Raw genomic sequence first — 19,265 nt, forward strand, 5'->3', positions numbered from 1 at the left:
ACGGTGGCCTCAGCCACCGTTTTTTTCCATGGTGAGGAGCTTTTGTTTGATTTCCAAACCATAGCGATAGCCGGTCAACTCGCCATCACTGCCAATAACACGGTGGCAAGGGATGACCAAGGGGATAGGATTGACATTATTCGCCATCCCGACGGCCCGACAAGCTTGAGGATTACCGATTTCCCGCGCAATATCAGCGTAAGACCTTGTTTCTCCGTATGGGATTTCACGGAGCACTTGCCAGACCTTATGTTGGAATTCGGTGCCATCAGGCGCGAGGGGAATATCAAACTTGGCGCGTTCCCCTTTAAGGAACTCGATGATTTGTTTCTTGTACTGGGCGAGATGTTTGGGGGAGTGCTTCCACTGTTTGCAAGACTCAACAGGATGATGAAGGCATAAGGTCAATTGTCTGAGCCCAGACTCATCAGCCAATATGTGAATTTTCCCCAGCGGTGATTCAAAGCTATCGTAATACATAAGTAACGACACAGTTGGATAGGAGGCGAATTGTCTGTCGAAATTATAAACCCTTTCCCGCATTTACGTATTGATAATCTTATCATTCGTGCGATTCAGAAGCCTGATCTCCCACTTATCGTGAATTATTTTCAGGCCAATCGCCAATATTTGACACCTTGGGAACCCTTGAGACCGGACAGCTTTTTTACCTATGAAGGTTGGGAAAGACGCGTTATTCAATTGACTGAATTACAGCGTCATGGGCTTGCGTACTATTTCATGATTTTTGAAGAGGGCAGTGACGAAGTTTGTGGCGTTATTACCTACAACAACATCATGCAGTTCCCGTTTCATGCCTGTAATGTTGGGTACTCGTTGGCAGAATCTGCGCAAGGACGAGGCATCATGCGCCGGGCGCTGAAAGCAACGAATCAGTGGCTTTTCGATAACTTAAATATGCACCGTATTATGGCGTCGTACATGCCAAGAAATAAGCGCAGTGAAGCCGTTCTGGAAGCTGCCGGGTTCAAGAAAGAAGGCGAAGCCAAGGATTATTTGCTGATTAACGGAAACTGGGAAGACCACATCCTCACCTCTGTCATTAACTCCAAATGGGTAGCTTCAACCAATGAGTGAAATGTCCGCATTTGAAAGGCTTGAAAAGCAGCTGGCACTGATAGTCGAGATTGATCAACTCAAAGCTGTGTTAAGAAGAACCCGTGTGAAGAGTGATGATGGGCGATTGGAAAATTCTGCTGAACACAGCTGGCAGGTTGCTTTGATGGCACTGTTGCTGGAAGAACATGCTAATGAGCCAGTAGACATTGCGAAAGTGGTGAAGATGCTGCTGCTCCACGATGTGGTTGAAATCGATGCAGGTGACACCTTCGTTTACGATTTAGAGGCGGCAAAACTTCAGCCAGAGAAAGAGTTAAAAGCAGCCAAGCGTATTTTTGGTATGTTGCCGGTAGATCAGCGGGATGTGCTGATGTCATTGTGGTTAGAGTTTGAAGCAGGTGAAACGCCGGAGGCGAGATATGGGAAAGCGTTGGATCGTATGTTGCCTATGCTTTTGAACTACCACAGCGAAGGGCAGAGTTGGAAAGAATATGGTGTGCGCTACGATCAGGCGTTGACCATTAACGGCAAGATTGAAAAAGGCTCCGCTCTGCTCTGGGAAAAAGTACAAATGATGCTGAGTGAAGCAGTCGAAAAAGGTTGGTTGAAAAAATAATCCCGGCAATAGCCGGGATTTTACTGCCTGCAATGACGCCTAGGCTTGTTAGGTCACGGTAATCATACGCATGGTGTTTGTCGCGCCGACATAGCCCATCACGTCACCTTGAGTGAAAATCACTACGTCCCAAGGTTTTAGGTAGCCTTTCTCTTTCAGAAGGGCAATGGCTTTGTGAGCCACTTCTGCACCAGCACCGGTGTCACTTTCGAAATAGACCGGTGTCACGCCACGATAAAGCGCTGCACGTGACAGTGTGGATTCATGTTGGGAAAGGGCAAATATTGGCTTGCCCGAACTGATACGGGACATCATGAGTGCTGTTTTGCCGGACTCAGTCAGTGACACCATGGCTTTTACTTTCGGCATATGGTTTGCCGCGTACATCGTCGCCATGGAAACCGTTTCTTCAATCAGCTCAAACTCTTTGTTCAAGCGGTGATTGGAAACGTTAATTGATGGCATCTTCTCTGCACCAATACAGACTTCAGCCATAGATTTCACGGTTTCCAGCGGGTAATCGCCCGCTGCGGTTTCAGCAGACAGCATGACGGCGTCTGTTCCATCCAGCACAGCATTTGCCACATCCATGACTTCTGCGCGTGTTGGCATGGGTGCTTTGATCATCGATTCCATCATTTGTGTCGCGGTAATCACACAGCGGTTCATCGAACGGGCACGGCGGATAAGTTTTTTCTGCACACCCACCAGTTCGGGGTCGCCGATCTCCACACCCAGATCACCACGAGCCACCATCACAGCATCAGAAGCTTCGATGATGTCATCAATGTTCTCGTCTGTCGCCACCGTTTCTGCACGCTCAACTTTGGCAACCAAACGTGCGTCCAAACCAGCATCACGCGCTAATGAGCGCGCCAAACGCATATCATCACCATTACGTGGGAACGAAATCGCGAGGTAATCAACATTGATCTTCGCGGCGGTGAGAATGTCCTGTTTGTCTTTGTCAGTCAGAGCAGGAGCTGATAAACCGCCACCTTTTTTGTTGATGCCTTTGTTGTTGGAAAGTGGCCCACCAACGGTGACTTCCGTGTGGATTTTAGTACCGTCGACGGAGAGCACTTTTAACTGAACGCGTCCATCATCGAGAAGAAGGATGTCGTCGGCCGATACATCACTTGGTAGGTTTTTGTAATCGATGCCGACACATTCTTTGTCACCTTTACCGGGCTCAAGCGCTGCATCTAAGACAAAGCGGTCACCCACGGCGAGTTGCACTTTGCCATCGGCAAAGGTGGAAACACGAATTTTTGGCCCTTGCAGATCGCCGAGGATACCAACATGGCGGCCAAGCTTGGCTGCGATAGCACGAACTTTGTTTGCACGGTCGATGTGATCCTCAGCGGTACCGTGAGAGAAGTTCATCCTCACCACGTTGGCGCCAGCAGCGATGATTTGTTCCAGCATACCTTCCTTATCGGTAGCCGGGCCCAATGTAGTCACGATCTTTGTTCGACGTAATATCTCAGACATGAAAGTCTCCTGAGTAGAAAATGCTTACGAAAAGATAGCTGTATAGATAGTGATAATTATGTTTATTAAGAAGTGTAGCTGAGCGGGCGGAACTAAAAGAAAAAGGGCAGACCTTCGGTCTGCCCTTTAAATCAGGTAAGTGACTCTTTGTTGAATCTAGAGTCCTTAATAGCCTCTTTCACGCGTTTTAGGTTCTCGCGGAATCCAGGGCCTCGACGAAGTGTAAAGCCGGTTGCCAATACATCAATCACGGTCATCTGAACGACGCGGCTTGCCATTGGCATGTAGATGTCAGTGTCTTCTGGTACATCGAGAGTGATGGTCAGCGAACAGACTTTATCCAAAGGTGAGCCTTTCTCAGTAATACCAATGACGGTTGCACCGTTTTCCTTTGCTAGATTCGCCACATCTACCAGCGACTTGGTACGGCCAGTGTGTGATATAACAACAACAACGTCACCATCTGTACAGTTAATACAGCTCATGCGCTGCATAACGATGTCATTGAAACAGACGATAGGAATGTTGAAGCGGAAGAATTTGTTTTGCGCATCGTGAGCAACAGACGCTGAAGCTCCTAAACCAAAGAAAGAAATTTTCTTGGCCTGAGTCAGCAAATCCACAGCTCGATTGATTTGATGGGCGTCAATGCTGTTTTTCGCTACATCCAGACATGCCATCGTCGATTCGAAAATCTTCGAGGTGTAAGCGTCAGCGCTGTCGTGCTCCTCGACATTTCGGTTCACGTAAGGTGTACCGTTCGCCAGGCTTTGTGCCAGATGAAGTTTAAAATCAGGGAAGCCCTTGGTATCCAGCCGGCGACAGAATCGGTTCACCGTTGGTTCGCTGACGTCTGCCATTTTGGCGAGTGTGGCGATGCTGGAGTGAATAGCAGTCTGAGGAGAAGCGATGATCACTTCAGCGACTTTCCTTTCCGACTTACTAAAGTTTTCAATATTTTTTTGTATTTTTTCCAGGGTGTTCATTCAGATTACCGCGTTGCTTCCGCTGTCTGTTTTGTCAGTCTTTGCTGCCTTATTTGGCTGGCAGCGCGGTCTGACGCTATTGGGTGAAATATTTCGATGTCCAACAATGTTATAGTCGAGTCTAACGGTTGGATTCGTTTAAAGACATTTTAACCAAAAATTACCTTTAAAAAATTTGTATTCATTCACGCTTTTAGTTGCTTAATTACACAATGCCGAAGGTTTTTTTCACCAAATGCGAAATCGGTTCGGTTCTTGTGGCACGTCTCGAATGAATAAAGCTAAGAATTGAAAATGGCTTACAGGGAACTTTCGATGTCGAAACCATATAAAACAGTTTCAATAAGCGGATGTGGTTGGCTTGGCCTTGCACTTGCCGAACACCTGCATCATGTAGGGTATGCGGTTACGGGTAGTAAACGCAGTTCAGCGTCTCTTGAAACGCTAAAATCGAAACACATAAACGGCGTTGTGTTCGACATATTTAGCGAAAAACGCGACCTTTCATCACAGCCTTTGTTTGAGAGCGATGTCTTCGTTGCCAACATTCCCCCTGGCAGACGCACTGTAGATGGCAACGAGTTTGTCAGTGCAATGAAGAACCTGGTAGATACCGCAAAATCTGGTGGTGTAAAACAGTTCATCTTTATCAGTACCACTTCTGTTTACGGGAGTGTCACAGGGATCGTTAAAGAAAGCACAGCCTGTGAACCCTCGACGGAATCTGGTAAAGCACATCGGGAAATAGAAAATTACGTCCTGAAAGAGTTTGGTGAACACGGCGTAGTGCTCAGGCTATCGGGGCTGATTGGCGATGAAAGGCATCCAGGTAAGCACCTAGCAGGAAGAGAAAATGTGAGTGGTGGGTTAGATCCGGTGAACCTTATTCATCGCGAAGATTGCATCCAAGCCATAAGCGCAATTATTGCGCTTGAGAGAGGTGGAGAGATATTCCACTTGAGTGCAACTGACCACCCAACCCGTTCTGAATTCTACCGCTGGGCAGCGAAAGGATTGGACTTGAAAGAACCAGTGTTTATTGAAGACGGAGGGGAGGGGAAAGTCATTGAGTCTGCCCAGACCTTAGAGATATTGGGCCTCACGCTTAAGTATCCGTCCCCATTTGATATGCCGCTGCCTGAGCTCGGTAAGTAACAGCAGACATAAAAAAAGCCCGCTTCATTTGAAGCGGGCAACATAAATGTTTGTAAGCAGGAGTAAGAAAAAGCAGCAGCATCTAGCGATAAGTCAGAAATCATGTGTGGCGGCCAGCAATACATCAAAAGGCACTTATCTGCTATCTACATACATTCAGACTGAGGTATTTTCATTAAGTTCAAAATTTTCGAAAAAAATTTTTCTCCACCCTACTGTGACCAATCCTTGCCTTCATACGAAAAAAAGCCCGTACTCAAATCAGTGTACGGGCTCCAGAAGAATAAAAACTTCTAAGAAAAAGCAGTGGCATTATATGTGACCTGATGAAACGCCAATTGTTCCCCTAAGGTTCGATTTTTTTCTCACTAATGAGTGTGACTTTGAGCCTTTTCACCGAATGACATTACTTTACAACAAGTTATCGCAACCCATTTTTTAACCCCAGAACATCGAATTTTTTGATGATTGTTTAGGGGTTGTTATTAATGCTAACGGGATGTAAAGTTAAACAGGTGTTTAATACAGGTGAATGAAAATGGCAGGGAAAGGCGAAACCAAAGGAAAAATTCTGGATGCCGCGGAGCAGCTGTTTGCTGAGCATGGTTTCAAAGAGACCTCACTTCGCACCATCACGAGCAAGGCGGGGGTTAACCTGGCTTCGGTGAATTATCACTTTGGTGATAAGAAGTCACTTGTGCGTGCGGTACTTGCCCGGTATCTCGAACAATTCATGCCGCAACTTGAGCAGGAATTAAAGCTGCTTTTAGTGAAAGACGAAATCTCAATGGAAGAAGTGTTCGCGTGCACTAAACGCCCACTGTTGGGGCTAGACACCTTCCGTCGTCATGGCGCTTCTACGTTTATGCAGCTGATCGGCCGTGGTTACACCGACGTGCAGGGCCACCTTCGTTGGTTTATCACTACCCGCTATGACTCGGTACTCACTCTATTTACCCAAGCCGTTGCCAAAGCTAATCCATCTCTAAAACCTGAACATGTTTTCTGGCGACTTCACTTTACGCTGGGCGCGGTGATTTTCACTATGGCGTCAAACGTAGCATTAAGTGAAATCGCTGAGAATGATTTCGGTAACAATGTCACCACCGAAGACATTCTCGATCGATTGATCCCTTATCTGGCTGCTGGTGTGGATGCGCCTGCCGGTCAGGAACTATCACTTGTGCCACGCAACATTCCGCGTAGTGCAGGATAAAGCTAAAAAATAATAAAAAAATTAACGTGTTACAAATACAAGGATCTGAATCATGAGCTCTCAACCATCACTTAGAAGACGTTATTTAAGCGACCCAGCGTTTAAGTTTTTCAAAAAGGTTCTTCCGCCGCTGTCTGAAACCGAGCGTGAGGCGATGGAAGCTGGCAGTGTATGGTGGGATGGCGAGTTGTTCGCCGGTAATCCCGACTGGCGCAAGTTGCTGCAGTATCCAAAACCACGCTTAACTGACGAAGAAAAAGCGTTTATGGATAACCAGTTAGAAGAACTTCTGGGGATGCTGGACGATTTTGAAATTGTTCAGGAGCGTAAAGATCTGCCACCAGAGGTCTGGGAGTTCCTGAAGAAAGAAAAATTCTTCTCACTGATCATTCCGAAAGAATACGGTGGTCTTGAGTTCTCTGCATATGCAAACTCAACAATTGTTTCACGCATCGCCACGCGAAGCCTGAGTGCGGCTGTCACAGTGATGGTACCAAACTCTCTTGGGCCAGGTGAGCTACTGACTCACTACGGCACCGAAGATCAAAAGAACTACTGGCTGCCACGTTTGGCAAATGGCCAAGATGTTCCATGTTTTGCTTTGACTGGCCCTGAAGCGGGTTCAGATGCGGGTTCTATCCCGGATAAAGGCATTGTGTGTATGGGCGAGCACGAAGGTAAAGAAGTGCTGGGTATTCGCCTGACGTGGAACAAACGCTACATCACACTTGCGCCAGTGGCTTCTGTACTTGGCCTTGCTTTTAAACTGCACGATCCAGAAGGCCTGCTGGGCGATAAAGAGCAACTTGGCATTACCTGTGCCTTGATCCCAGCTGATCACGAAGGCGTTGAAATTGGTGAGCGTCATAATCCGCTAGGTTTGTCCTTCATGAACGGCCCAACACGTGGTCAGGATGTGTTCATTCCAATGGAGTGGGTCATCGGTGGTCAAGATTATGTCGGTCGCGGCTGGCGTATGCTGGTGGAATGTCTGTCAGCAGGTCGTGGTATTTCACTGCCAGCACTGGGTACGGCAGTCGGCCACCTTACTGCGCGTACAACAGGTGCTTACGCTTACGTACGTAAACAGTTTGGTATGCACATCGGTAAATTCGAGGGTGTGGGCGAGGCGATGGGCCGCATTGGTGGTTACACCTATATGCTCGAAGCGGCGCGCACACTGACCACGACTTCTCTGGATATGCATGAGAAGCCGGGTATTGTGACTGCCATTGCCAAATACCACATGACTGAACTGGCGCGCACCATCCTGAATGATTCGATGGACATTCATGCGGGCCGTGCTATCCAGTTGGGGCCTTTGAATTATGTTGGTCACCACTACTTTGGTATGCCAGTGGCAATCACAGTAGAGGGGGCGAATATCCTGACCCGTAACCTGATGATCTTCGGACAGGGTGCGACACGTTGTCACCCATACGTACTGAAAGAAATGGAAGCGGCGGCAGAGCAAGATGAAGCAAAAGGTGCAGAAGCGTTTGATTCGCTGTTGATCAAACACATTGGTTTTGCCACTAAGAACGTGTTGATGTCTTTCACCAATGCATTTACTCGCTCAAGCTTTAACAAATCACCGGTATCGGGCGAAACGGCGGCTTACTATCGTCAACTGTCCCGTATGAGCCGCGCGCTGGCAGTTACGGCCGATGTTGCCATGTTGACGCTGGGCGGCGAGCTGAAACGCCGTGAAATGCTGTCTGCCCGCTTGGGCGATGTACTGAGTCACCTGTACTTGGCTTCTGCAGTATTGAAGCGCTACGAAGATGAAGGTCGTCAGCAAGCTGACCTACCATTCGTTCACTACTCACTGCAGCATTGTTTGAACAAGTGTGCGGAAGCTTTTGACGGTGCGTTCAACAACTTCCCGCAGAGAGGTGTTGGTTTCTCGCTGCGTGCCATCCTGTTCCCACTGGGTATGCACTACAAAGCTCCATCAGACAAACTGGCAACGCAAATTGCTGATCTTCTGATGACCCCGGGTGCACACCGCGAGCGTCTGACGCACCTTTGTTATGTTGGCGACAAAGCAACTGACCCGGTAGGTATTATGGAGCGCGCTTTCGAAGCCATGGTGGCGGTTAAGCCGCTTGAGAAGAAAATGGCGGTTGCGGCAAAGGCGAAGAAAATCCCTGCGAAAGGTTTACTGTCCGAACGTTTGTATGCTGCCCTTGAGCAGAATATTCTGACCCAAGAAGAAGTTGACCAAATCAAACACGCTGATGGGCTGCGCTACGAAGCGATTCAGGTGGATAACTTTGACCCTTCATGGTTCAAGTCAGAATCTGAGTCTGCACCGGCTAGCCCGAAGAAAGGTAAAGCTGCATAACAGCAGATTTGTTCTCAAAAACGCCGCAACTGCGGCGTTTTTTCTTGCTAACACCTCCAACCACTACCCGAAATCGGGGTTTTGCGACAAAAACAAGTGCCAAAACAAGATGAAGTATTTATCCTAAGCCCAACTTTGAAAGGAAGGTTGAATATGATCATCAAACCGAAAATTCGCGGATTTATCTGTACGACTACCCATCCAAAAGGATGTGAAGCTAACGTAAAAGAGCAAATCGAATACACCAAAGCCCAAGGCCCAATTGCTAACGCACCAAAGCGTGTGCTGGTAGTAGGCTCATCTAGCGGCTATGGCCTGTCATCGCGCATTGCTGCTGCGTTTGGCGGCGGTGCAGCGACCATCGGTGTGTTCTTCGAAAAGCCAGGCACGGAGAAAAAGCCGGGCACAGCGGGTTGGTACAACTCTGCGGCATTCGACAAATTCGCCAAGGAAGAAGGTCTTTACTCAAAGAGCCTGAACGGCGATGCATTCTCTGATGAAGCGAAAAAGAAAGCGATCGAGCTGATTAAAGAAGATCTTGGTCAGGTTGATATGGTGGTTTACTCACTGGCTTCTCCAGTTCGTAAACTGCCAAAAACCGGTGAAGTGGTTCGTTCATCACTGAAGCCAATTGGTGATGTTTACACTTCTACAGCAGTAGACACCAACAAAGACCAAATCATCGAAGCCAGTGTTGAGCCTGCAACAGAGCAGGAAATCAAAGACACGGTTACCGTGATGGGTGGCGAAGACTGGGAACTGTGGATTCAAGCACTGTCTGACGCAGGCGTGCTGGCTGACGGTTGTAAGACAGTGGCATACAGCTACATCGGTACTGAGCTGACTTGGCCAATTTACTGGGACGGCGCATTGGGCCGTGCGAAGATGGACTTGGACCGCGCCTCAGCGGCACTGAACGACAAGCTTTCCGTGACTGGCGGTACTGCAAACGTAGCGGTACTGAAATCGGTTGTGACTCAGGCGAGCTCAGCGATTCCAGTTATGCCTTTGTACATCGCTATGGTGTTCAAGAAAATGCGCGCAGAAGGCGTTCACGAAGGCTGTATGGAGCAAATCTACCGCATGTTCAGCCAGCGCCTTTACAAGGCTGATGGTTCAGCGGCAGAAGTCGACGACAAAAACCGTTTGCGTCTGGATGACTGGGAGCTGCGTGACGACATCCAACAACATTGCCGTGACCTGTGGCCGCAAATCACTTCAGAGAACCTGAAAGATCTGACAGACTACGTGGAATACAAAGAAGAATTCCTAAAACTGTTCGGCTTTGGTGTTGAAGGTGTGGATTACGACGCAGACGTTAACCCAGAAGTGGATTTTGACGTTAAAGCTATCTAATTCAGACAGCTGAAATAGTGAAACTGAAGCCAGCGTATTATTCGCTGGCTTTTTCTTTTGAGCGTTTGCAGGCCGCGCTGCATAAGGGCTGCGATGAAAAATGCCAGAGATTTTTGCTAAAAGTTTGATCAATGTGGCTGATATTTATCAGATTTGCTCGATAAAGAAGCAAACAAACCAAAACGCCGAAATTAGTGCGTGACAGCCCAAAAAACTTATGTAGAATGCCAACCCGTACCGCAGAGGACGGCAACTTACTGAAGCGGAACAATCGAAGGCGCGTTGGCAGAGTGGCTATGCAGCGGATTGCAAATCCGTGGACCTCGGTTCGACTCCGGGACGCGCCTCCATGATGCGACACTAGCTCAGCTGGTAGAGCGCAACCTTGCCAAGGTTGAGGTCACGAGTTCGAACCTCGTGTGTCGCTCCAATCTCTTTAAAAGAGATTCGGAAATGGGAATCGCTGTCATTGTGCGAGAACAATGAGATACGGACGCGGGATGGAGCAGCCTGGTAGCTCGTCGGGCTCATAACCCGAAGGTCGTCGGTTCAAATCCGGCTCCCGCAACCAATTGCGACACTAGCTCAGCTGGTAGAGCGCAACCTTGCCAAGGTTGAGGTCACGAGTTCGAACCTCGTGTGTCGCTCCAAATTATTTGCAGATGGTGCCTATCATCGCAATCACAGAATTGCGTGCCCTGGTGGTGGAATTGGTAGACACAAGGGATTTAAAATCCCTCGACGTTCGCGTTGTGCCGGTTCAAGTCCGGCCCGGGGCACCATTTAAATTAAGGCCTACAAGCATAAGCTTGTAGGCCTTTTTCTTTTGGTCATTTCTCAGCGCGAAAGTATAGGGGGCTAGCTCCGATTTTCTGTCGCAGTTGCCACCTATTTCCCTGTTACTGACTGCTGATGGTCTCTCGCGCGTCAAGCTTCGCGAGTTGTTTGTCATGTATCTTGCCCAATAGAACCAGCGATGAGATCGCACCAATCATCGCTAGGAACATATCTGATTGCGTGTCCCAAACGTAGCCCTGCGTGCCAAGGAAAGCTTCAGCAGACTCTCCAGACATAACGGCAACCCACCACTCGATAAGTTCATAGAACGCACTGAAAGCCAAACAGAACGACACGATAAAGAAATTGCGCCAGCGTGGTGAAGGTATCACTGAGTTTCGAATCAGTATTTCACGAGCTACCAAGGCCGGTATGAAGCCCTGCGCAAAGTGACCCACTTTGTCGTAGTTATTGCGTGCGGTATTGGTTATCTCTTTGATGTAATCAAACAGGGGGACTTCTGCGTATGTGTAATGCCCACCAACCATCAAAATCACGCAATGAACCAGAATAAAGAAGTAAGTGATTTGGGTGAGCGGAAAAGACTTTCGGGTCATCGCTAGAGCGATAAGTGCAATAAGTGCTGGCGCTACTTCAAGGAACCAGGTGAACTGATCTTTTGGGTTGATTGCTGACCAAATAAAAACAGCAAAGAAGATAGCAAGCCAGATTGTTAAGTTTGCTTTATTCATTTTGATACCTAACGTTTTAATAACAGTCACTTACCCACACTGTCAGCTAGCTTAGGCTATTAGCGTAGTGGGCGCAAAGTATTGGTAAGTCTGATGACTTTGACCTGAGATTGATGTGGTCATCTTGTATGTGACAATAGGACTCATGGCGTTGGGCAGAATGACACAAAAGCCGATATCTGGTTTATCTCTCCTAGAAGGATGGCATCCCCAAAAAGTTTCTAATTAGCGTCAGCATCGAGATTGGTTTCCTCCATGTTTTGCCAGTTGCCAGTTGCCAGTTGCCAGCACAGCGGAGTTGAATAGCTTTCTAGACTGCCTCGGTAAGGCTGAATAGCCATAATTGGTAACAGATGTAACCGAATTAATCGAATTTTAACTGAATGGAAAAAAACGCTTGAGTTCAAAAAAGTGGCTATGTTACCTTTCGCGACAATCTCGAACATAGAGCTTTTCGGGACACACGCGGCGCAATGTTGAAGAAGTTGTCGCCGCACCGTAGGTACTAGGAAATGGTTTCCTAGTAGAAGGGCATTAATAGAGCTGTCTGGCTTCAACGAAGTCGGGGCATATTGAGGAACCCAACAGTGATTATGTATTACCTCCACTTCAGCTTCGTTTTACCAAACTGCAGTATTATTACTGAGCCTTGATCCACCCGATCAAAAGAGACGCTTTCCAAACGTTTTAAAGCTGTTCCCCCACGACTCGATCGTGATGCTTTGCCGTCTTTGTTTTAGCGCGCTCGAACACACTATGGTTTCCGCCGATATCGCATGACGTGATTCTGCGGGTATTTCCCGAACTTTCGGGGGTGTGCTCCACGACTCATCTGCTGAATTCCTCTTAACACAAGATTTGTGTGAAGGGACTGCTACACGCAAATTCTGCAGAGCGAGGGTGGTGAACATGGAAGATCAACAACTATGATTAACTTTCCTAACGAAACACAGGACAAGCTGGCGACGAGCCCAGTCCCGGTTTTACAAGGCCTTCACGACCTGACACCAGACGAACTTCTACTAAGTCAGGAGCATTACGAATCTGAGGTTCGTTCTTATCCTCGCCGCTTGCCGGTTGCTATTGCAAAAGCGAATGGCGCACTGGTCGAAGACAGCCGCGGTCAGATTTATCTGGACTGCCTCGCAGGCGCGGGGACTCTGGCACTTGGCTACAACCATCCTGAAATCAATCAGGCTTTGATTGAACAGCTTCACGCTGGCATTCCTTATCAAACGCTGGATATCACGACGCCAGCGAAAGATGCATTCATCCGTGAGCTGATGGCGTTTCTTCCCCAAGACTTTGCTGAAAATGCGAAAGTCCAGTTCTGTGGTCCTTCGGGTGCTGACGCCGTTGAAGCGGCAATTAAACTCGCCAAACAAACTACTGGACGTAACACTATTGCCGCGTTCCATGGTGCTTACCATGGCATGACTAACGGTACCATGGCGCTGATGGGTAACCTTGGAACTAAAGCGCGCCGTCAGGGTTTGATGGCTGATGTTCATTTCCTGCCTTTCCCATACGATCTTCGTTGCCCATATGGCCTTCATGGCGAACAAGGTGCGCGTCAGGGCTTGCGTTACATTGAACGTATGCTGGCTGATGACGAAAGTGGTGTGCAGAAACCTGCTGCTATTATCGTTGAGCCAGTGCAAGGCGAGGGCGGTGTAATTCCTGCGCCAGCGTTTTGGTTGAAAGAGCTGCGCCGTATTACCCAAGAGCATGGCATTCTGCTGATTTTCGATGAAATCCAATGTGGTATCGGTAAAACAGGCTCCCACTTTGCGTTTGAAGATTCAGGCATCACGCCAGACATTCTTTGTCTTTCTAAAGCAGTTGGTGGCGGTTTGCCAATGTCGCTGTTAGTGTTCGACAAAGAAATCGACACTTGGCGTCCAGGTGAACACACTGGTACTTTCCGCGGTAACCAGCTTGCGATGGTATCCGGAGCGAAAGCGATGGAAATCATCCGTCGTGACAACCTGGCAAACCAAGCTGCAGTTTCGGGTGAATACCTTCGCCGTGGCCTTGAGAAAATTGCTGAGAAAACGACTTGTATCGCTGAAGTGCGCGGCAAGGGTTTGATGCTGGGTGTGGAAATCTGCGACCCAGAAGGCACCAAGAATAAATTTGGCGAACCTCAATCTGCCCCGGATTTGACTGTTGCCATTCAGCGAGCGGCGCTTGAGCGCGGATTAATCATCGAAAAAGGCGGACGCGACGGTTCAGTGCTGCGCTTCCTGCCGCCAATCATCATCACTTTTGAGCAAATCGACTTCGCGCTGAAAGCGTTGGAAGAGGCGATTGACTCGCTGGTTGAACCAAAACCTGTTTCGCAGCCAATGGACAGCATCCAGCAAAGCTGGCGCGAGCATTTCATTCATGTCGGTAAAAACGGCGCTGATGGCTTTGAATCTGCAATGAATCAAAGCACCTTGGCATTGAAGAAACTGTTTGAAACCACAGACTCACCATACAGTGGCCTCGACCCTATGGTGCTGCAATCTCAGATCCGCCGCGCGCAATTGGGCGAAAACCCTCAGTCGCTGACGGATGTGATTGATGAGACGACGGACTTGATCGGTAAGAATTCCATCATTGTTCAGCATCCTCATTGCATCGCGCACTTACATACACCGCCAATGCTGCCTGCTGTGGCTGCAGAAGCCTTTATCACTGCGCTGAACCAGTCTATGGACTCTTGGGATCAGGCAAGTGCAGCGACCTTCGTAGAGCAAGAAGTGACTGACTGGCTTTGCAAGCGTTTTGGCTTTGATGAGCAATCAGACGGTGTGTTCACCAGCGGTGGTACCCAAAGCAATCTGATGGGTCTGCTGATGGCGCGCGACCACATCATCAAGCAAACCAGCGGTCATGATGTGCAGAAAGATGGTTTGCCGGAATACGCCGACAAGCTTCGAGTGATTTGCTCGAAGAACTCCCACTTCACTATGCAGAAATCAGCGTCATTGCTGGGTCTGGGTGAAAATGCGGTGGTCTGTGTCGACACTTACACCGATGGCACCATCAGCATCGAATCAGCAGAAGAAGCGGTGGCATCGCTCAAAGCTGCAGGTTTGATTCCGTTTGTGATCACTGGAACCGCAGGTACCACGGATAACGGATCTATCGATGATCTGGATGATGTGGCGGATCTGGCTGAAAGACACGGTCTTTGGATGCACGTAGATGCGGCATATGGCGGTGCGTTGATCTTGAGCCGTCACCACGCACGTCTAGAAGGTATTGAACGTGCTGATTCCGTGACGGTCGATTTCCACAAAATGTTCTTCCAGCCAATCAGCTGTGGCGCCGTGCTGCTGAAAGATAAATCGCACTTTGGCTATATTCGCCATCACGCCGATTACCTAAACCGTGAAGAAGATGTGCTGCCGAATCTGGTAGACAAATCTATCGCCACTACACGTCGCTTTGATGCCCTGAAAGTATGGATGACGCTGCAAAACGTTGGCCCACAGGCACTGGGTTCTATGGTTGATCACCTTCTGAACCAAACACAGCAAGTTGCGGACATGGTGAATCACCGCCCGGACTTTGAGTTGCTGGCTGTACCTTGTCTTTCTACCGTGTTGTTCCGCTACACAGGTTCAAATAAGTCTTTGGATCTGGATGCCCTCAACAAGCAAATCCGTTTGGATGGCTTAGTACAGGGTCGCGCTGTGGTCGGAGAAACCGTGGTCGATGGTGACATTGCACTGAAATTTACGTTGCTCAACCCATGCCTGTCACTGACAGATTTTGAGCAACTACTCACTGAACTTGAAACGCTGGGCGGCGAAATCGTCAAGCAGTCTTCACTCTGATTTTTTGCCGGGCATTTGAACCGGTAGTTTTGAAAGGAATTTAACATGGCAGTTTTACAAATTGGTGCAGGTGGTGTTGGTTGGGTTATTGCGCACAAAGCAGCGCAGAACAACGATGTATTCGGCGACTACACCATTGCTTCCCGCACTGTGGGTAAATGTGAAGCGATCATTGAATCAATTAAAGGTCGTAACAACCAGAAAGATTCCAGCTACAAGCTGGAATCACGAGCGGTTGATGCTGACGACGTGGAAGCGCTGGTTGCACTGATCAATGAAGTGAAACCGGATCTGGTTATCAATGCGGGTCCTCCATGGGTCAACATGACCATCATGGAAGCGTGCTACCAGACTAAAACGTCTTACCTCGATACCTCTGTTGCTGTTGACCTGTGTTCTGAAGGTCAGCAAGTGCCACAAGCTTATGACTGGCAGTGGGGTTACCGCGAGAAATTCGAAGAAGCAGGCATCACAGGTATTCTGGGGGCGGGCTTCGATCCGGGCGTAGTGAGTGTTTTTGCTGCTTACGCATACAAGCACCTGTTCGACGAAATCGACACCATTGACGTGATGGACGTGAATGCTGGTGACCACGGCAAAAAGTTCGCGACTAACTTTGACCCAGAAACCAACATGCTGGAAATCCAAGGTGATTCTTTCTACTGGGAAGACGGTGAGTGGAAGCAAGTGGGTTGTCACACCCGTATGATGGAATTTGATTTCCCTCTGGTTGGCAGCCACAAAGTTTACTCAATGGCTCATGACGAAGTGCGCTCCCTGAAAGAGTTTATTCCGGCTAAACGTATTGAGTTCTGGATGGGCTTTGGTGACCGCTACCTGAACTACTTCAACTGTATGCGCGACATTGGCCTGCTTAGCCCTGACCCAGTTACGCTGCAAGACGGTACTGTGGTTGAGCCGCTGAAAGTATTAAAAGCACTGCTGCCTGACCCAACATCTCTGGCGCCGGGTTACACAGGTAAAACCTGTATCGGTACTTGGGTTCAGGGCAAAAAGGATGGCAAGCAGCGCAGTGTGTTCGTCTACAACAATGCTGACCACGAAGTGGCTTACAAAGACGTTGAACACCAAGCGATTGCTTACACCACAGGCGTTCCTGCCATCACTGCAGCGCTGCTTTACTTCAAAGGTGAGTGGAATGGCAAAGGCGTATTCAACATGGAACAGTTGGACCCGGACCCATTCCTGGAGCTGATGCCATCAATTGGTCTGGACTGGGGCGTTGAAGAACTGTCACCAAGCGAGCCAGTTATCAACATCCTGAAATAAGCGCGACTTAAGTAAATGCCTGCATGACAGTTTCTGTTGTGCAGGCTTTTCTGTAGAGAAAGACCATGAATCCAACAGAATTAAAAACCCCTTATTTTCTGATTGAAGAAGATAAGCTGATTGAAAACCTCGAGAAAGCGAAACGCCTGAAAGATCTCTCCGGTGTGAAACTTGTACTGGCACTGAAATGCTTCTCTACTTGGGGTGTTTTCGACATCATCAAGCCTTACCTTGACGGCACGACCAGCAGTGGTCCATTTGAAGTGAAATTGGGTCACGAAACCTTTGGTGGCGAAACCCACGCCTATAGCGTTGGTTACAGCGAAGATGACGTGCGTGAAGTGGCAGACATCTGCGACAAAATGATCTTCAACAGCCAATCTCAGCTGACAGCTTATCGCCATCTTGTGGAAGGAAAGGCGTCGATTGGCCTTCGCTTGAACCCTGGTGTGAGCTATGCAGGACAGGATCTGGCGAACCCAGCACGTAAATTCTCGCGCTTGGGTGTTCATTTCGATCAGATTGATCCTGAGATTTTTGCGTCACTCAATGGCGTGATGTTCCATATGAACTGCGAGAACAAAGACGTCGACGCCTTTGTTGGGTTGCTTGATGCGATTTCAGAAAAGTTTGGCAGCTATCTCGACCAGTTAGAGTGGGTGAGTCTCGGTGGTGGCGTCTTCTTTACTTGGCCGGGATACGACATTGAAAAACTCGCAGCTGCACTGAAAGCGTTCGGTGAGCGCCATGGTGTGCAGCTTTATCTGGAACCGGGTGAAGCCATTATCACCAAGACGACAGATCTGGTTGTTACCGTGGTGGATATCGTCGAAAACGAGATGAAAACGGCGATTGTCGATAGCGCGACTGAAGCTCATCGACTGGATACGCTGATCTACAACGAACCTGCTTCCATTGGTGAAGCCAGCGAGAATGGCGAGCACACATATGTCATTGGCAGTTGCTCTTGTCTAGCGGGTGATCAGTTCTGCGTGGCGAGTTTTGACGAACCACTTAAAGTGGGTCAGCGCCTGCATATTCTTGATAGTGCTGGCTACACCATGGTGAAACTGAACTGGTTTAACGGCCTTCGCATGCCATCGGTTTATTGCCAACGAAGCAATGGTGATATCCAATTACTGAACGAATTTGATTATCAGGACTTCAAACGCACTTTGTCACAGTGGTCAGTGAGCTGATTTAAATTCAAATGTAAGGGAGCTCCGGCTCCCTTTTTAATACTCGTTTCTTCTGATTTTATGAATCGTGTCAGAGTGTCAGTTTTTATTGCTTGGAAATTGCACTAAAACTGACTAATGATCCGACCATCACGGGGATTTATCGAAACACGTTGAGTTATTAGCGTGTTGGCTCAGGAGGAGCAAAAATGGACGCACTGCTATTTGTCATCATCATTGTTGCGCTGGTTGTTGGAACACGGACACTGAAAAGCTACTTTGCCTACCGGGCACAGGTGCGTGAATTCGAAGCGAACAAAGTCGCAGAGGGTTCAGGGGAGTTGGTCGCTGAAATTGATGCACTTAAAAACCGCATTGAAGTGCTTGAAAAACTGGTGACCGATCAAGGTTATGAGCTGGATAAGAAAATCCGCGCACTGTAATTACTTCACGGCCAAATAATGCTTTCTTTCCTCTGTAGACATTTTTTCAATGGCATAGCGCAGCATGGTTCTTGGCATGTCTGGGCCGTGTTTATCGAGAAAAGTGCGTAGCAGGGGAAGGTCTCTTTTCCCGAGTTCCCTCAGCATCCAGCCACACATTTTGTGGATCAAATCTTCTTTATCTTGAAGTAGCTTTTCTGCAAGTTTGATGGTGTCTTCAAACTGATTTTTTCTTATGAAAGGGAAGGTCGCCATCATCGCTATCCGTCGTTCCCATAGGCTGCTAGATTCTGCCAGCGAGTAGAGAATGTCCCGTTTTTTATCAGTGAGGTAACCGCCCACAATATGGTGTGCGGAGCTGTCGACCAGATCCCAGTTATTTATAAGGTGGGTTCGGGAAAGATAGAAATCAAAAATGACCTTTTGTTGTTCTGCGTCTGCCTTCTTAAATTGCTCAGACAGAATCACTAAGGCAAGCAGCCTGATTTCATGCCACTCGCTTTCCAGCAGCACTGAAATTGTCTTGAGAGAAGCAGATTTATGACGTTTGGCAAGCTCTCTGACCACGGGCACCCGAATGCCAACAAACTTGTCGCCTTCACCGTATTCGCCGGGGCCAGATTTAAAGAACCTTCCTGAATGCTCTGCGATCTTGGGGTCGCCTAGTTGTTGTGCTTCAGCAATGATGCGTTGCGCGTCAGTCATATCCTTTCCTCCAATGGGGTCATTATAACCATGAAAATTC

General features: G+C 48.4%; 15 protein-coding genes and 5 tRNA genes. 15 read left to right on the forward strand and 5 right to left on the reverse strand.

Annotated features, from left to right (window positions below):
- Nucleotides 1-9: 9 nt before the first annotated feature.
- A complete protein-coding gene (locus GCE9029_RS25740; protein WP_082804253.1) occupies nt 10-480 on the reverse strand; it encodes a methylated-DNA--[protein]-cysteine S-methyltransferase in 471 nt (156 codons plus the stop codon).
- A 30-nt stretch (nt 481-510) separates the two neighbouring features.
- On the opposite strand from GCE9029_RS25740, the gene rimJ reads away from it, so the two are divergent.
- Nucleotides 511-1,098, forward strand: coding sequence for a ribosomal protein S5-alanine N-acetyltransferase (gene rimJ, locus GCE9029_RS02670; protein WP_062660910.1), 588 nt, complete (start codon nt 511-513; stop codon nt 1,096-1,098).
- Complete coding sequence (locus tag GCE9029_RS02675) at nt 1,091-1,696, forward strand: HD domain-containing protein (RefSeq protein ID WP_062660911.1); 606 nt, start codon at nt 1,091-1,093, stop codon at nt 1,694-1,696. Before rimJ ends, GCE9029_RS02675 begins: the two co-directional genes overlap by 8 nt.
- A 48-nt stretch (nt 1,697-1,744) precedes the next feature.
- Here the strand turns inward: GCE9029_RS02675 and pyk are convergent, their stop codons facing one another.
- Together pyk and GCE9029_RS02685 are read right to left on the reverse strand one after the other, a co-directional pair.
- On the reverse strand, nt 1,745-3,190 hold the full coding sequence (gene pyk, locus GCE9029_RS02680) for a pyruvate kinase (protein WP_062660912.1): 1,446 nt from the start codon (nt 3,188-3,190) through the stop codon (nt 1,745-1,747).
- Between the two features lie 131 nt (nt 3,191-3,321).
- Entirely contained in the window at nt 3,322-4,176 is an 855-nt protein-coding gene (locus GCE9029_RS02685) for a MurR/RpiR family transcriptional regulator (protein ID WP_062660913.1), read from the reverse strand.
- A 315-nt stretch (nt 4,177-4,491) separates the two neighbouring features.
- On the opposite strand from GCE9029_RS02685, the gene GCE9029_RS02690 reads away from it, so the two are divergent.
- The 9 genes from GCE9029_RS02690 to GCE9029_RS02730 all read left to right on the forward strand — a co-directional run bounded on the left by GCE9029_RS02690 (nt 4,492) and on the right by GCE9029_RS02730 (nt 11,032).
- A complete protein-coding gene (locus GCE9029_RS02690) occupies nt 4,492-5,331 on the forward strand; it encodes an NAD-dependent epimerase/dehydratase family protein (protein ID WP_062660914.1) in 840 nt (279 codons plus the stop codon).
- A gap of 538 nt (nt 5,332-5,869) precedes the next feature.
- A complete protein-coding gene (gene psrA, locus GCE9029_RS02695; RefSeq protein ID WP_062660915.1) occupies nt 5,870-6,547 on the forward strand; it encodes a TetR family transcriptional repressor PsrA in 678 nt (225 codons plus the stop codon).
- A gap of 52 nt (nt 6,548-6,599) precedes the next feature.
- Nucleotides 6,600-8,894, forward strand: a complete 2,295-nt coding sequence (locus tag GCE9029_RS02700) for an acyl-CoA dehydrogenase (protein WP_062660916.1) — start codon at nt 6,600-6,602, stop codon at nt 8,892-8,894.
- 153 nt (nt 8,895-9,047) lie between these two features.
- Nucleotides 9,048-10,250 (forward strand): enoyl-ACP reductase FabV, encoded by a 1,203-nt coding sequence (fabV, locus tag GCE9029_RS02705; RefSeq protein WP_062660917.1) that lies wholly within the window; start codon nt 9,048-9,050, stop codon nt 10,248-10,250.
- Between the two features lie 276 nt (nt 10,251-10,526).
- Nucleotides 10,527-10,600 (forward strand) — tRNA-Cys (locus GCE9029_RS02710).
- Between the two features lie 4 nt (nt 10,601-10,604).
- Nucleotides 10,605-10,680: transfer RNA gene (locus tag GCE9029_RS02715), tRNA-Gly, on the forward strand.
- A gap of 64 nt (nt 10,681-10,744) precedes the next feature.
- Nucleotides 10,745-10,821, forward strand: a tRNA-Met gene (locus tag GCE9029_RS02720).
- Nucleotides 10,822-10,824: 3 nt separating this feature from the next.
- Nucleotides 10,825-10,900: transfer RNA gene (locus GCE9029_RS02725), tRNA-Gly, on the forward strand.
- A 45-nt stretch (nt 10,901-10,945) separates the two neighbouring features.
- Nucleotides 10,946-11,032: transfer RNA gene (locus GCE9029_RS02730), tRNA-Leu, on the forward strand.
- Between the two features lie 117 nt (nt 11,033-11,149).
- On the opposite strand, the gene GCE9029_RS02735 is transcribed toward GCE9029_RS02730, so the two are convergent.
- The gene (locus GCE9029_RS02735) at nt 11,150-11,779 is read right to left on the reverse strand and encodes a DUF2238 domain-containing protein (protein WP_062660918.1); all 630 of its coding nucleotides are present in this window, start codon (nt 11,777-11,779) and stop codon (nt 11,150-11,152) included.
- A 926-nt stretch (nt 11,780-12,705) separates the two neighbouring features.
- Between GCE9029_RS02735 and GCE9029_RS02745 the strand changes: the two genes are divergently transcribed.
- The 4 genes from GCE9029_RS02745 to GCE9029_RS02760 all read left to right on the forward strand — a co-directional run bounded on the left by GCE9029_RS02745 (nt 12,706) and on the right by GCE9029_RS02760 (nt 18,520).
- On the forward strand, nt 12,706-15,609 hold the full coding sequence (locus tag GCE9029_RS02745) for a pyridoxal phosphate-dependent class III aminotransferase (RefSeq protein WP_062660920.1): 2,904 nt from the start codon (nt 12,706-12,708) through the stop codon (nt 15,607-15,609).
- A 45-nt stretch (nt 15,610-15,654) separates the two neighbouring features.
- Entirely contained in the window at nt 15,655-16,899 is a 1,245-nt protein-coding gene (locus GCE9029_RS02750; protein WP_062660921.1) for a carboxynorspermidine synthase, read from the forward strand.
- 65 nt (nt 16,900-16,964) lie between these two features.
- Nucleotides 16,965-18,098: a carboxynorspermidine decarboxylase gene (nspC, locus tag GCE9029_RS02755; protein WP_062660922.1), complete on the forward strand. Its 1,134-nt coding sequence runs from the start codon at nt 16,965-16,967 to the stop codon at nt 18,096-18,098.
- A gap of 188 nt (nt 18,099-18,286) precedes the next feature.
- Nucleotides 18,287-18,520, forward strand: coding sequence for a hypothetical protein (locus tag GCE9029_RS02760; protein ID WP_062660923.1), 234 nt, complete (start codon nt 18,287-18,289; stop codon nt 18,518-18,520).
- Here GCE9029_RS02760 and GCE9029_RS02765 read toward each other — a convergent pair whose 3' ends face one another.
- A complete protein-coding gene (locus GCE9029_RS02765) occupies nt 18,521-19,225 on the reverse strand; it encodes a DNA alkylation repair protein (RefSeq protein WP_062660924.1) in 705 nt (234 codons plus the stop codon). It lies immediately after the preceding gene.
- Nucleotides 19,226-19,265: the final 40 nt, after the last annotated feature.

Source organism: Grimontia celer, assembly GCF_900055185.1.
Lineage (GTDB): Bacteria > Pseudomonadota > Gammaproteobacteria > Enterobacterales > Vibrionaceae > Enterovibrio > Enterovibrio celer.

Bases quoted from the DNA above. Each gene is read 5' to 3' on its own strand.
- GCE9029_RS25740 (WP_082804253.1), bottom strand. From the start codon at position 480: ATGTATTACGATAGCTTTGAATCACCGCTGGGGAAAATTCACATATTG.
- GCE9029_RS02675 (WP_062660911.1), top strand. From the start codon at position 1,091: ATGAGTGAAATGTCCGCATTTGAAAGGCTTGAAAAGCAGCTGGCACTG.
- pyk (WP_062660912.1), bottom strand. From the start codon at position 3,190: ATGTCTGAGATATTACGTCGAACAAAGATCGTGACTACATTGGGCCCG.
- GCE9029_RS02685 (WP_062660913.1), bottom strand. From the start codon at position 4,176: ATGAACACCCTGGAAAAAATACAAAAAAATATTGAAAACTTTAGTAAG.
- GCE9029_RS02690 (WP_062660914.1), top strand. From the start codon at position 4,492: ATGTCGAAACCATATAAAACAGTTTCAATAAGCGGATGTGGTTGGCTT.
- psrA (WP_062660915.1), top strand. From the start codon at position 5,870: ATGGCAGGGAAAGGCGAAACCAAAGGAAAAATTCTGGATGCCGCGGAG.
- GCE9029_RS02700 (WP_062660916.1), top strand. From the start codon at position 6,600: ATGAGCTCTCAACCATCACTTAGAAGACGTTATTTAAGCGACCCAGCG.
- fabV (WP_062660917.1), top strand. From the start codon at position 9,048: ATGATCATCAAACCGAAAATTCGCGGATTTATCTGTACGACTACCCAT.
- GCE9029_RS02735 (WP_062660918.1), bottom strand. From the start codon at position 11,779: ATGAATAAAGCAAACTTAACAATCTGGCTTGCTATCTTCTTTGCTGTT.
- GCE9029_RS02745 (WP_062660920.1), top strand. From the start codon at position 12,706: ATGATTAACTTTCCTAACGAAACACAGGACAAGCTGGCGACGAGCCCA.
- GCE9029_RS02750 (WP_062660921.1), top strand. From the start codon at position 15,655: ATGGCAGTTTTACAAATTGGTGCAGGTGGTGTTGGTTGGGTTATTGCG.
- nspC (WP_062660922.1), top strand. From the start codon at position 16,965: ATGAATCCAACAGAATTAAAAACCCCTTATTTTCTGATTGAAGAAGAT.
- GCE9029_RS02760 (WP_062660923.1), top strand. From the start codon at position 18,287: ATGGACGCACTGCTATTTGTCATCATCATTGTTGCGCTGGTTGTTGGA.
- GCE9029_RS02765 (WP_062660924.1), bottom strand. From the start codon at position 19,225: ATGACTGACGCGCAACGCATCATTGCTGAAGCACAACAACTAGGCGAC.